The organism is Acetobacterium wieringae (genome assembly GCF_023700225.1).
Taxonomy (GTDB): Bacteria; Bacillota; Clostridia; order Eubacteriales; family Eubacteriaceae; genus Acetobacterium; species Acetobacterium wieringae.
In genome coordinates this window covers 1-13,618 of the sequence record NZ_CP097897.1, presented here as the reverse complement: position 1 = coordinate 13,618, position 13,618 = coordinate 1, and the positions used below count along the sequence as shown (strand labels likewise).

12 protein-coding genes are annotated in these 13,618 nt (G+C 42.0%); all 12 read right to left on the bottom strand.

Annotated features, from left to right (window positions below):
* Positions 1 to 43 precede the first annotated feature (43 nt).
* The 12 genes from CHL1_RS00060 to dnaN all read right to left on the bottom strand — a co-directional run bounded on the left by CHL1_RS00060 (position 44) and on the right by dnaN (position 13,536).
* Entirely contained in the window at positions 44 to 985 is a 942-nt protein-coding gene (locus tag CHL1_RS00060; protein WP_250934276.1) for a LysR family transcriptional regulator, read from the bottom strand.
* 84 nt (positions 986 to 1,069) lie between these two features.
* Positions 1,070 to 2,050: a M14 family metallopeptidase gene (locus CHL1_RS00055; protein ID WP_250934275.1), complete on the bottom strand. Its 981-nt coding sequence runs from the start codon at positions 2,048 to 2,050 to the stop codon at positions 1,070 to 1,072.
* A 132-nt stretch (positions 2,051 to 2,182) separates the two neighbouring features.
* Positions 2,183 to 2,941, bottom strand: a complete 759-nt coding sequence (locus CHL1_RS00050) for a class I SAM-dependent methyltransferase (RefSeq protein WP_250934274.1) — start codon at positions 2,939 to 2,941, stop codon at positions 2,183 to 2,185.
* A 231-nt stretch (positions 2,942 to 3,172) separates the two neighbouring features.
* Entirely contained in the window at positions 3,173 to 4,588 is a 1,416-nt protein-coding gene (locus CHL1_RS00045; protein WP_250934273.1) for an MATE family efflux transporter, read from the bottom strand.
* A gap of 126 nt (positions 4,589 to 4,714) precedes the next feature.
* A complete protein-coding gene (locus tag CHL1_RS00040; protein WP_070370641.1) occupies positions 4,715 to 4,999 on the bottom strand; it encodes a PTS sugar transporter subunit IIB in 285 nt (94 codons plus the stop codon).
* A gap of 27 nt (positions 5,000 to 5,026) precedes the next feature.
* Positions 5,027 to 5,677, bottom strand: a complete 651-nt coding sequence (gene rpe / locus CHL1_RS00035) for a ribulose-phosphate 3-epimerase (protein ID WP_070370642.1) — start codon at positions 5,675 to 5,677, stop codon at positions 5,027 to 5,029.
* A 55-nt stretch (positions 5,678 to 5,732) separates the two neighbouring features.
* The gene (locus CHL1_RS00030; protein ID WP_070370643.1) at positions 5,733 to 6,185 is read right to left on the bottom strand and encodes a PTS sugar transporter subunit IIA; all 453 of its coding nucleotides are present in this window, start codon (positions 6,183 to 6,185) and stop codon (positions 5,733 to 5,735) included.
* A gap of 216 nt (positions 6,186 to 6,401) precedes the next feature.
* Positions 6,402 to 8,903, bottom strand: coding sequence for a DNA gyrase subunit A (gyrA, locus tag CHL1_RS00025; RefSeq protein ID WP_276520508.1), 2,502 nt, complete (start codon positions 8,901 to 8,903; stop codon positions 6,402 to 6,404).
* 29 nt (positions 8,904 to 8,932) lie between these two features.
* The gene (gene gyrB / locus CHL1_RS00020; RefSeq protein WP_070370645.1) at positions 8,933 to 10,849 is read right to left on the bottom strand and encodes a DNA topoisomerase (ATP-hydrolyzing) subunit B; all 1,917 of its coding nucleotides are present in this window, start codon (positions 10,847 to 10,849) and stop codon (positions 8,933 to 8,935) included.
* Positions 10,850 to 10,865: 16 nt separating this feature from the next.
* Positions 10,866 to 11,981 (bottom strand): DNA replication/repair protein RecF, encoded by a 1,116-nt coding sequence (gene recF / locus CHL1_RS00015; RefSeq protein ID WP_228881780.1) that lies wholly within the window; start codon positions 11,979 to 11,981, stop codon positions 10,866 to 10,868.
* Entirely contained in the window at positions 11,963 to 12,202 is a 240-nt protein-coding gene (locus tag CHL1_RS00010) for an RNA-binding S4 domain-containing protein (RefSeq protein ID WP_070370647.1), read from the bottom strand. Before CHL1_RS00010 ends, recF begins: the two co-directional genes overlap by 19 nt.
* 221 nt (positions 12,203 to 12,423) lie before the next feature.
* Positions 12,424 to 13,536, bottom strand: a complete 1,113-nt coding sequence (dnaN, locus tag CHL1_RS00005) for a DNA polymerase III subunit beta (protein ID WP_070370648.1) — start codon at positions 13,534 to 13,536, stop codon at positions 12,424 to 12,426.
* Positions 13,537 to 13,618: the final 82 nt, after the last annotated feature.

The following is a 13,618-nucleotide window of genomic DNA, read 5'->3' as shown; positions in this document are numbered from 1 at the left end:
CTCCATGGGGGGTTATTCCGCCATTCCAATTTAGCATACCTTCTTATTCCATTTGGCCTTTCACGGGATCCCCCGATTCCAGATTTGCCATAATAAATTCCAGAAACCGCTTTCCCCATTCACTGTGTTCTTCTTGCCGCCTATGGATATAACCAAACATCACCACATTCTCCTTTTCGAATAGAGGAATACCGTTGAGCTCCTTCTCATCCACATCATCGGTAAGATAACCACTGCTGATATTCGCCAGATCAGTGGTTTGCAGCAGCTGCTGCATAACACAATCACTATTGGTCACCACCACACTCTCCAGGGCGGGCATATCTTTTCCTTGTGGATTGGTTATTTTCCAGTAATTATTGAGATCAAATTCGTCTTCATAGCACTGCACCAACTTAAGCTTCTTCAGTTCTGCTTCACTGATCTCTCGGGCCTGATAGAGCGGGTGTTTCTGACCCAGATACAAGACCACCTGGGTTTTTTTAAGCTCCACAAATTCCAGGTGGTTTCTGGTCAAGATATACTGAAAGGCGGTATTCTGACTGTCCATCACATAGACAAAACCCAGTTCGTCCTGATAACCGGCCACCCGCTTGATGATTTCTGCCACCGAGGCGCTATAAAGCTGAAAATGCAATTGTTTGACGTGAAAGCGATTATAAAAATCGGCAAATACCTTAGCCATCCAGGCACTGGGATTACTGGCGATCTGCAATTGCTCAATCCGGTCCGTCTGCGAAAAAGAAGCCAGCATTTCGATGTTCTCAATAGCTTTGCAGGCATACTCATAGACGTGTTTCCCCCGGGATGACAATAGAATCCCCCGACTTTTGCGATGAAAGAGGCTAAATCCGAGATGTTCTTCCAGCGCCTTGATCGCCTTGCTGACATTGGGTTGGGTCGTATAAAGGATTTCGGCAGCTTTACTGAATGATCCCACATCGGCACAGACCACAAAATATTTCAGTTGCTTAAGTTCAATCATATCACACACCTTTTTGAAGTGATTATCCTTCATTTAAAAAACCATCCTTCTGCTAAAATCAATTGTCATCACATTTTATTTTTTTTATTTCCCGTTTGCATGATGCCCGTCATTTTTTATTTTTCCATAGGCAATCATCGGGCTCTTTTTTAAAATGGTCAGCGAACTGACCTGATACAGAACGATCCCATCATATTTAGCGATGCAGGTTTGCAGCACCTTGCCAAAATAGTCTTTGATCATCCCCAGGTTCTCGCCTTTTAAAAACAACTCACCGGCTTTTTTATTGGGGTACCAGCATCCCGTGACTTCGGCCTCTTCATAAACGACATCCACTACCTCCAACTGTTTGCTTGCAGGCGAGCGCATCGGCTCAGCCAAAACCTTTAGATAGCGCAATACATTTTTAACATCTTCCTGATATTTTTTAATCTCATCTTCAGACCAACGGGCCTCGTCGCCCCGTTCAATCAGAATACCGGGAATCCCCATCGAACCGGCATAATTATAGGCGCCGCTGGTGGCCAGATAGGATTTAACCCGATAGGGCACTAGTACCGCCGCGGCCATGGCCTCAGCCTCACTGACGACTGCCTCTTTGGCCGCACCCACATAATAAACGTAAGGGGTCAGCGACTCATAACCATCCCCAGCATGAAGGTCAATAAAGCGATCGGCCTTTTTAAAAAACATTTCTGTTAAAAAAGCCGCCAGCTTATCGCCGGTTGTGCCGTCCGGATCACCCGGAAAAATCCGGTTAAGATTTTTTCCATCCTCGGCCACCACACTCATCGTCCGGTTTTCAAAGCCGCTGATATTGACCGGATGAATGATGATCAGGCAGCCAGCTACTGCTTCTGGTGTGATTTCCTGAGCCAGACGAATCGCCGTTTCAATGCCAGTATATTCGGCGTTATGGACTCCGCCGGTAATCAGCACGGTTTTTCCGGTACTTTGGCCATTAATAATGGTCACCGGCATTTTAAGCTCCGTTTGGGGAACCGCCACGTAGCCGGAAACCTTTGTTCCCTTTTTTGCCACCAGATTATTAATTACTACTTCCAAGTGCCTTCCTCCTTTTGTCAAATAAAAAATACTTTATAAACTCATTTTTAGCTTTTTAAAATATCTAATCTAAAAACGAGACCGTAATTCCGTTCTGGGAATTACGGCCTCACCAGTTTATTTTAGCGCAATTTATTTTTCGGCAAAAATCATAAACATCGGGGTGGACGCATAATTTATCTGTTCTTCCTGATCCCAGACTACCGCACCAATCCCCTGCTCAACCATGACCTTATTAAAACCGGTATTAATCAAAACCGCGGCATCCCACTGGGGCCGCATGGTTCGGCTCAGCGGCAGATTCATGGCAATTTCTTCCATCGCTTTAGTATCGGTATTGACATAGTGGTCATTAACCCCCGCTTCTTCCGATTTAATCCGATCGTTAAAGTATTCCTGTCGTTTTTCTCCATCATAAAGATGGAGATACCAGTTGGCATCAAAATTCAGGATCCGTCCGCCGGGAGCCAGTACCCGATGCCATTCTTTATAGGCGTCGTCGGGACGTTCCAGATTCCAGGTCAGGTTCCGGGTAACAATCAGATCAAAACAATTGTCTTCAAAGCTTAGGTGGTGAGCATCCATCTGCATAAAATTGATTTGATTCCGGTAATAACCAGCATTTTGTTTAGCCTTATGAAGCATCGCATCGGTGTAGTCAACCGCTGTTACATCATAACCGCAGGAGGCCATGGTAATGGCAAAAAAACCCGGGCCTGTGCCGATATCCAAAACTTTAAGCTTACGGCCAATCACGGCTGGCTTATGACGATTGATCAGTTCTTTCCAGACATCCATTTTGTAGCTGTTCAGCTCCGCCACATTGACCTCAGAATAACCTTCTGAACGTTTATCCCAATAATTTTCCACTTTTTCAAGAATGTTTTCCATTATTATTCCCCTTTTTTGCCTGATACAATTAAAAAAGCCATAAAGAAACAAGCCGATCTTCTGATCGAAATGAGTCTTCATGACTTTCTTGTATATACGTGTATTTAATTTAGCCGTATTTTCTCATAATCTTCTTGTTCTGTCAAGGACTATTCTTTTGGGAACTAAGACAAACCTCTTCAAATTTTACAGAATAGTAATTTTAGAAAGAAAAAATTTGTATTTTATGGTTTATTCAAAACCCTCCAGGGCCTTAAGTCTTTTAAATTCACCCATCCAGTCGCCTTTAAAATAATAGATCGCCATTCCCAATGCCGTGGATGCCCAGGTAATCGGATAGGTCATGGCAATCCCGGTAATACTCTGATTGGATGCCATAATCATAAACAGCAGCACGGTCCGCAATACACAGATATTGGTTAAAATAATCACCATCGGGGGCACCGCTTTACCGGCTCCGCGAATGGTGCCACCCAGCACTTCCAGAATCAGGTAAACAAAATAAAACGGTACCGTCACCGAAATAATCTGAACCCCCAAATCAAGGACCCCCGGATCACTATTGATGGCGCTGAAGGCCTGACGGCCAAAAGCCAGTACCAGGGCGCTCATAAGGGCAGTGACCCCGATCCCCATGGCCAAACAGACCCGGGTGCCTTTTTTAACCCGTTCATATTCACTGGCTCCCAGATTTTGACTGGTAAAGGTTGAAATCGCCTGACCAAAGGCTAGTATTGGCAGGTAGATTAAGAGCTCAACTTTAAAATATGCCGTAAAGGCCGCTATCGCATCAACCCCCAAACTATTGACATGAAATTGGATAAAAACATTGGATACTGTAATAACCAAGGCCTGCAGACCACTGGGAACGCCAATTTTTAAAATATTGCTTAACAACTGGACATCGACCCGGATCTTTTTCCACTCCAGCCGGGATTCCGGCTCCAGACGCATCAGGTAAAGAAGCGCCAACCCGGCGGCCACCGACTGTGAAAACAGGGTCGCCAGAGCAACGCCGACCACACCATTTTTAAAGAGGAAAATAAAAACCGCATCCATCACTACATTAACCAGACCGCCAATCAATTGGATATGCATGGTGGTTTTTGAATCGCCCAAGGCCCGGATAATTCCCGAAGCCATGTTGTAGGTGACCACTGCAATAATGCTGATAAAGTATACCCGGACATAGGAGACCGCCATACCCATGATCTCATCTGGCGTATTAATCATCTTAAGAAAATAGGGTGCCCCGATCAGACCGATCACCATCATGATCAGACCACAGATAAAAGCCAACCCGACGGTGGTATGAATCACCTTTTTTAATTCACGTCTCTTACCACTGCCAAATACATAAGCGGTCACCGCACTGGAACCGACCGACATCCCCGAAAAAAAGCCAACCAGACAGGTGACAAATAAGGTACTGGCACCGACTGCAGCGGCTGCTTCCTTACCCAAAAAATTACCCACGTAGATCAGATCAACGGTATTGTAAAGTTGCTGAATAAAGCTGGTTCCCAATAGCGGCAGGGCAAAAAATAGTAACTTCTTCCAAATGACTCCTTTGGTTAAACTATTGTTTTTTATACCTTTACCCTCCTTATTTGCTGATCCATTTAAACTGTTAATAAAAAAAGCCATGAAAGTTAATCACACTTAACCTTCATGGCTTTTTCTATTGATGTTCAGATCAATAAAAATGTTATCCTCTTCGTTTTTAGATCCAACCAGAAATATTATACGTTAAATTATTATCAATTGTCAATTCTATTTTTTTAATATCTCAATCAATTGATCAATGGTACTTTGTAAATTAATTCCCGTTAAAAAAGCCCGGCCATTAATCACTGGAATATCAATGTCCCCTTCTAATTGACAAGTACAGACAATCGCATCCGGATGCAGTTCCTGATACTTTGTAAAAGCATCAACCGCTTTGGCTTGAACGGTTTGACATTCAATCCCATTTTCCTGAGCAATTTGTTCAATTTTTTTGGCAACTACAGTTGATGTTGCCAGGGCCGTTCCACACGCAACTAAAACAAGTTTCATTATACTTCCCTCTTTCAATTTTAGAATTTATCCCTGAATGATTTTTCTAAATTGTCGCATATTCTCTTTCATATCGCCTTTAAATAAACACGATCCAGAAACAATGACATCGGCTCCAGCTGTTACCACTTCTTTTAAGGTATCAAAATTAATCCCGCCGTCAACCTGAAGTTTTATATCTCGTTCACCAATCATTTGGCGACACGCTCTTATTTTTTCGGTACTGGCTGGAAGATAACGTTGTCCGCCAAAACCAGGATAAACACACATAATCAGAATCATCCTGACCTGATCAAGGTAGGGTTCAATCACCTCTAAAGGGGTATCGGGCGACACCACCAGGCCCGGTTTGATACCCTTATTGACAATGGCGTCAATACACGCCTGAATCTCTCCATCCGATTCCACGTGAACCGTAATGATATCTGCTCCTGCATCAGCAAAACGGTCAATATACTTAAGCGGTTCGCTAATCATCAAATGGACATCAAAAGGAATGTCTACCGTTTTTCGCAGCTGCGCCACCTGATCCGGCCCAATGGTAATATTGGGAACAAAGTGACCATCCATAATATCCACATGGAGATAGTCGGCGCCACTCTTCTCAACTTCTTTAAGATCCCGTTCCAGATTGGCAAAATCTGCACTGAGCATCGATGGTGCTATTTTTATATTCATTTAGTTTCTCTTTCTCTGTTTGGTTATTTTCACAATAAATCATCACACAACATTTTTATAAAAATGTATTAATTAAATTGTAGATATCCCGTGGTTCTTTGGCATCCCTGATTTTTTTGAGCATTTTTTCATTTTGAATGATGGTAATAATTGTCTGTAATATACGCAGTTGTTTTTCAGGATTACTGATGGCCAGTAAAAAAACAATCTGAACCGGGATGCTTTCTTTCGGGTTACCCATACCTGCAAAAACAATGGTGTTTTTAAGCGTTAAGATTGAAATACTTTCTTTTAATACATATTTCGCTTCAGTATGAGGCAACGCCACGCCGATTTTTGTTGGTAATCCCGTTGGAAAAATCCGTTCTCTTTCGATTGCGGCATCAATAAATTCCTCCGTAATACAGCCCTTTTCCAAGAGTGGTTTGGCTGCTAAGGCAATGGCATCAAATTGATCCTTAACCAGACAACTGACCTGAATGCGATCGACTTGGATTAATGAGCCCATTATTCTTTTTCAACTGGCACGGTCTTTTTTTCTTTATTCAAAATGGTTTTCACCGTAGTTCTCTCCTTTTTTTGATCTATTTTATCATGCCATCCACGTTTTGTCACTTTTTTCGATCCATTAACACTGGACAACGTTTGCAATTTTTTAACCTCAAATTAATAAAAAACACACCCTGTTTACTTAAATTAATATCAAAACAGGGTGTTGAGTAATTTATTCTTTTTCAGTTGAATTGACAAGTGTCATCTGGTTTTCTCCATTTTCTCCATCTTCTTCAAGATCATCAACCGGATCTTCTTTGTAGACTTTGGAAATCGTCGCAATTGATTCATCCGGACTTAATTTCATCAGACGAACGCCCTGGGTATTACGGCCCACGGCACTGATATCATTACCTTCCAGTTTGATCACAACGCCCTGATTATTAATCATCATAATCTCGCCATCCCGACTGATCACGCAAAAGCCCACCAGTTCCCCGGTTTTTTTGGTGACCTTGTAGGTTTGAACGCCTTTGCCGCCCCGTTTCTGAGGACGATACAGATCCGATGCACTCAGCTTGCCATAGCCGTTTTCGCTGACACAAAGAACAAAGAGTTCTTCTTTGACAATATCCATACCAACCACCACATCATCTTCCCGAAGCTCAATCCCCCGAACCCCAATGGAGGTTCGACTAATTGGTCGCACTTCTTCGGAATTAAAGCGGATCGCATAGCCACATTGGGTTCCCATGACGATTTCTTCGTCCTGTTCAACCAGACGCACATTAATCAGCTCATCCCCTTCGCGCAGGTTAATGGCAATGATCCCATTTTTACGGGAGGTGTCATATTCGGTCAGATCGGTTTTCTTAATAATCCCCTGTTTGGTGGCCATAATCAGATATTTATCAGCGGTAAACTCTTTAACCGGAATCATCGTCGCAATCTGTTCACCTTCCTCTAATGGCAGCAGGTTGACAATGGCGGTGCCTCGGGCGGTTCGTCCGCCTTCAGGAATTTCGAAGGCTTTTAAGCGATAGACCTTACCCAGGTTGGTAAAGAACATCAGATAATGATGGGTGGTGGTCGTAAAGAGATGTTCGACAAAATCATTTTCCCGGGTGCTCAGCGCCGTGATCCCTTTACCACCTCGTTTTTGTGACCGGTAATTGTCAGCCGTAATGCGCTTCACATAACCGATATGGGTCATGGTGATGACCACTTCTTCTTCTTTGATTAAATCTTCGATTTCAAAATCTTCGACGTCAATATCAAAGGATGTGCGTCGTTTGTCGCCATATTTTTCTTTGATTTCAATCAGTTCTTCTTTGATAATATTAAGAACCAGTTGACCATCAGCCAAAATGGCTTTTAATTTGGCAATGGTTAACATGATTTCTTTATATTCTTCTTCAATTTTTTCCCGTTCCAGACCGGTTAAACGCTGGAGACGCATGTCCAGAATCGCCTGAGCCTGAATTTCCGAAAGCTTAAACCGCTCAATCAATTGCTCTTTGGCAGCCTTGCCATCGGCAGCGGCTCGGATTAATTTAATCACCTCGTCAATATGATCGAGCGCAATTTTTAAACCTTCTAAAATATGAGCTCGGGCTTCGGCTTTTTTGAGTTCAAAGATCGTTCGTCTGGTGATGATTTCTTTCTGATGTTCGACATAGTGAAAGAGGATCTCTTTTAGATTCAGCACCTTCGGCTCATTATTGACCAACGCCAGCATAATCACCCCAAAGGTTTCCTGGAGTTGGGTATGTTTGTATAATTGATTTAAAATGATCGTTTCGTTGGCGTCCCGTTTTAAATCAATGATGATTGACATCCCTTTTTTAAGATCAGACTCATCTCTTAAATCGGAAATCCCTTCAATCTTTTTCTCTTTAACCAACTCGGCAATTTTTTCAACCAGCTTGGATTTATTGACCATATAAGGAATTTCGGTGATGATAATCTGTTTTTTACCTTTTTTAGTGGTAACAACGTCGACCTTGCCACGTACTTTGATTCGGCCGCGACCAGTGCGATAAGCGCTTTTAATCCCAGATTTTCCAAGGACAATTCCGGCAGTGGGAAAATCGGGCCCTTTGACATATTTCATCAGCTCATCAATACTAATATCCGGGTCATCAATAAAGGCCACGGTACCATCGATGATTTCACCCAGATTATGGGGCGGAATATTGGTGGCCATCCCGACGGCAATCCCGGAGGAACCATTAACCAGCAAATTTGGAAACTTTGAGGGTAAAACCATCGGTTCTTTTTCTGATTCATCAAAGTTAGGACCAAAATCCACCGTTTCTTTGTTGATATCCCGCAGCATTTCCACCGTAATTTTGCCCATTTTGGCTTCAGTATAACGCATTGCTGCCGGGCTGTCACCATCCACTGAACCAAAGTTTCCCTGACCATTGACCAGCAAATAACGGGTCGACCAATCCTGGGCCATCCGCACCATCGCATCATAAACCGATGAATCACCATGGGGGTGATACTTACCTAAAACATCCCCGACAATACGGGCTGATTTTCGAAAGGGTTTGTCCGGCGTCAGACCCAGCTCACTCATGGCAAAGATAATCCGGCGATGCACTGGTTTTAAGCCATCCCGAACATCCGGTAAGGCTCGACCTATGATGACACTCATGGCGTAGTCAATATAGGAAGTTTTCATTTCTTCTTCAATATTAATCGATTTTACCCGATCAAATTCAATTATTTCTTGCATTTAACAGTACTCCTTCTTGACTAGATGTCCAAATTCTTGACTTTTTTTGCATTCCGTTCGATAAACTCTTTACGGGGCTGAACTTTATCGCCCATTAAAATGGTGAAAATTTCATCAGCATAGGAGGCTTCCTCAATATTAACCTGAAGTAGGGTTCGGACGCTGGGATCCATGGTGGTTTCCCATAGCTGATGGGCATCCATTTCCCCAAGACCTTTGTAGCGTTGCAGACCAATCCGCGAACGATCTTCCACGCCTTCAAGTTTCTTCTCCAGATCCCGATCCGTATAGGCATAATCCACCTGTTTACCCCGGGTAATTTTGTACAGTGGCGGCTGAGCAATATAGACATAGCCAGCTTCGATCAGACCAGGCATGTAGCGATAAAAGAAGGTTAACAGCAAGGTCCGGATGTGGGCCCCATCCACATCAGCATCGGTCATGATGATGATTTTATGATAACGGGCCTTTTCGACATTAAATTCATCGCCCACCCCGGTGCCAAAGGCAATGATCATCGATTTTAAGGAATCCGTCGTTAAAATCCGATCCAATCGGGCTTTTTCCACATTCAGGATCTTTCCCCGCAGCGGCAGAATCGCCTGAGTTTTAGAGTCCCGGCCAGATTTAGCCGAACCACCGGCCGAGTCCCCTTCGACAATATAAATTTCTGAAAGGGCCGGATCTTTTTCCCGGCAATCAGCCAGTTTCCCAGGTAGGGCTGTGGAATCCAAAGCACTTTTTCGACGGGTGAATTCCCGGGCTTTTTTAGCGGCTTCCCGGGCTCGGGCGGCCGATAGTGTTTTTTCAATGATGCTTTTGGCAATTCCGGGGTTTTCTTCCATCAGGGCTGATAACTGATCGCCAACAATGGTTTCAACAATTCCCTTCACTTCGGTATTCCCCAATTTTGATTTGGTCTGACCCTCAAATTGCGGATCCAGTAGCTTGATGCTGACAATCGCCGTTAAGCCTTCTCTGGCATCTTCACCGGTGAGATTTTTGTCATTCCCTTTTAAAAAGCCATTTTTACGGGCATAGGTATTGACGGTCCGGGTCAGGGCACTTTTAAAGCCATTGAGATGGGTGCCGCCTTCTGGGGTATTAATATTATTGGCATAGGAAAAAATATTTTCCGAGTAACCGGTGGTATATTGAAAGGCTATTTCCAGGGCATAATCGTCCTGCTCTTTTTCAAAATAGGTGATCTTATCATACAGCGGATCTTTATTGCGATTCATATATTCGACATAGGAATATATCCCGCCGGTATAACAATAATTTTCTTTCCGTTTGGGTGACTCTTTTTCATTGATTAAAGTGATCGATACCCCTTTATTAAGAAATGCCAGCTCTCTTAAACGATGCTCCAGAATATCAAAGTCATAGACGGTTTCATCAAAGATATCCTTATCCGGTTTAAAATAAACGGTGGTTCCAGTGCGATTGGTGGTTCCAGTCACGGTCAGGTCACAAGTTGGTTTCCCTTTTTCATAGCTTTGAAAAAAGATCTGACCTTTTTGTTTGACTTCAATGGTCAGTTTTTCCGATAGCGCATTAACGACCGATACCCCGACCCCATGCAGACCGCCGGATACCTTATAGCCGCCACCGCCAAATTTTCCGCCGGCATGAAGAACCGTTAAGGCCAGCTCGACCCCCGTTTTACCCTGGGCATGGTTCATCCCGGTGGGAATCCCCCGACCATCATCAACAACGGTGATGGAATCATCCGGATGGATGGTGACACTGATATTTTTACAATAACCGGCCAGGGCTTCGTCAATACTGTTATCGACCACCTCATAGACTAAATGGTGTAAGCCCCGGGATCCGGTACTGCCGATATACATCCCCGGTCTTTTCTGAACAGCTTCCAAGCCTTCGAGGACCTGGATCTGATCAGCGGTATAGTTATCTGCTTTGTTTTCTGGCATGTTTTCCTCCTGATTTTTATAGTTTATTTATTTTTCTTACTTGGCCCTTTACAATCTCGATGATGTGTTGATTTTCTGGTCGAACATCACCTTCATTGACAATATCTTCGGTACAGGTGATAAAGGCCTGGGTTTTATTTAAAAGTGAGAGAATGCTTTTGCGACGATGTTCATCCAATTCTGAAAAGATATCATCCAAAAGGATCACCGGATATTCCCCGGTATTGTCATAGTATATCTCAATTTGAGATAGCTTAAGGGAAATGGCGGCAGAACGCTGCTGGCCCTGCGATCCAAAGCGTCTGGCATCTTTACCATTAATTTGAATCAGCATGTCATCCACATGGGGTCCAAAAATCGTAGCCCCCCGTGAAATTTCTTCTTCCCGGCTGGCTGCTAATTTTTTTTTATAAAGGTTTTTTATTTCAGACAGTTCTTCCAGAGAATCAATAATATTATTCAGATAGGATAATGAAAGCGTTTCTTTTCCATGACTGAGTACTTGATGAAGATTATTTGCTTCCCGATTGAGCCGATGAAGATAGTGAATCCGATGATTCATTAACCTGACTCCAGTTTGCATCAGTTGTTCATCCCAAACATCGAGGGTGGTAATCAAACTGGGCTGATAATGAATATTTTTTAACAGGGAATTTCGCTGATTCAGTATTTTTTCATAATCTCTTAAAATATAATGATATTCTGGCCGGAAACCGGATATTTCCTGATTAAGAAACCGCCGTCTTTTGTCCGGTCCTTCTTTGACAATTTTTAAATCATCCGGTTCAAAAAGAATGGTATTAAAAATCCCATTGATCTTATCTCTTTTCTTGATCTTGCCATCCAGTAAAAATTGTCGTTTTCCCTGGTGACTCTTAGCAGAAAGGGTATGTTTGACCTCTTTGCTGACAACCCGGGCATTCATAAAAAAATCATCATGATCCCATTGGGCAAGTTCTGCCACATTTGAAGCACGATGACTGTAACCCCGGGATAAAAAAAACATAGCTTCAATAAGATTTGTTTTTCCCTGGGCATTTTCGCCCATAATAATATTGATTCCTCGCTTCGGAATAATTAATTCATTTTCATAATTACGATAATGAATCAGTTTTAATTCTTCGATAAACATGGTTTTCCGATCCCTTTTACCTGCAGGGTATCATAATCTTTTATTTCGACCAGATCACCATCTCTGATCTTTTTATTTCTCTGGGTACACAACTCCCCATTCACCCGAATCAAGCCGTCTAAAATCATCAATTTGACATCACTGCCATTACCGACAATGCCAGCATATTTGATCAGTTGATCAATTTTTATGAACTCCGTGTTAATTTCAATTATTTGCATATTTTTCCCCGCCCATTACATTTTTGACAAAAATGAAAGAGCATTACACGAATCCCCTTTATTTATACCAAAATTGATTAAATTTTTATATGTTTATCTATGAACCAAACTATTATAACATAAAAATAAAAAATAGTCTAAAAATTCAATGAATCATTTACATAATTCTGATTTTTTAAACTACTTTTAATACTACTATTTATTTTTATCTTATTGATAATTTAATTCTCTTCTGCAATCCGAACCGGAAGAATCAAATAAATAAAGTCATTCCCTGTCATCGGCAGTAAAACCCCCGGACCAACCGAAGTGGTCATATCAATCATCAGTTCTTCACCTTCAATCACCCGCAAAGCTTCAATGAGAAATTTGGAGTTAAAGGCAATTTTTAAAGATTCACCCCGATTTTCGATGGGAATCACTTCAAACACATCCCCGATTTCCGCATTGGAGGTTAAAATCAGCTGATCCTGATTAAAATCCATTTTGATTAAGTTGTTTTTACCTTCCCGAGCGAGTAGCGCTGCCCGTTCACTGCTTTCGAGTAATAATCGGCGATTGACTTTAACTTGAGTCGTTTTTTCGCCAGGTATAATTTGCTTGTAATTAATAAAGTCCCCTTCCAGCAGTCGGGAGGTAAATTGAGTATTGTCCATTTCAAAAAATATCTGATTTTTTGAAAATTTAACGACCACATCGCCACTATAATTGACCAGAACCTTATTGATTTCAGAAAGCGATTTAGACGGGATAATGACACTAAGGTCTTCTGCCACCGGATTTTTTATTTTCCCGGCTCTGAGTGCCAGACGATAGCCATCAAGCGCAATCAAATGAATGTCATCATCATGCAGTTCTATTTTTACACCGGTTAAAACCGGAATATTCTCATTGGTAGCCACCGAAAATAAGGTACCTTTAATCAGTTCTTTTAAAACACTTGCTTCGATGGTAAAAATATGGTCATCGATCACTTCGGGAAATTCCGGGAATTCTTCATCCGACAATCCTTTAAGGGTAAAGTTTGATAAAAGGCACTCTATTTTTATCTGATGGTGCTCATCACTTTCAAAGAAAATATCAGAACCGGACATTTTACGAATCAATTCACTAATGATGTTGGCAGTTAAAACAATTTCACCGCTTCTTTCTACTTCAGCTGGAATCGTAACTTCAACACCAATTTCCATATCGGTACTTCTTAATAATAATTTATTATCAGAGGCACTAAAAAGAATTCCCTCCAATATTTTCATGGTTGTTTTTGATGAAACTGCCTTTTGAGCAATGGATATCGCAGCTATTAAACTTTCTTTTGAACAATTGAATTTCATAAATAATCCCTCCTATTTTTTTAAAAAACCCCTTTTATATATTAATAATATTAAATAAAATAATAGTATTAGTAGTAGGGGG